Origin of the sequence: Pseudomonas yangonensis, assembly GCF_009932725.1 — a bacterium.
Taxonomy (GTDB): Bacteria; Pseudomonadota; Gammaproteobacteria; order Pseudomonadales; family Pseudomonadaceae; genus Aquipseudomonas; species Aquipseudomonas yangonensis.
The window spans coordinates 1-225 of sequence record NZ_BLJU01000193.1; the positions used below are offsets into that span (position 1 = coordinate 1).

1 protein-coding gene is annotated in these 225 nt (G+C 54.7%); it reads right to left on the reverse strand.

Annotated elements, in window-relative coordinates; genetic code table 11:
* Positions 1-225, reverse strand: a 225-nt coding sequence (locus GYB81_RS24040) for an ATP-binding cassette domain-containing protein (protein ID WP_161898022.1), incomplete at both ends; no start/stop codon positions are given.

Sequence of the window (225 nt, forward strand, 5' to 3'; positions counted from 1 at the left end):
CTGTTCGACCGTCAGGTTGCCGTAGAGCGAAAATTGTTGCGCCATATAGCCGAGATGCTGGCGTGCTTTACCGGAACTCTCTTTCAGATCCATCCCCAGCACCAGCGCCTGACCAGAGGTCGGCACCAGCAAACCGCACATCATCTTAAAGGTGGTCGATTTACCCGCGCCGTTTGGCCCCAGCAAACCAAAAATCTCCCCACGTTTAACGGCAAAGTTGACGTG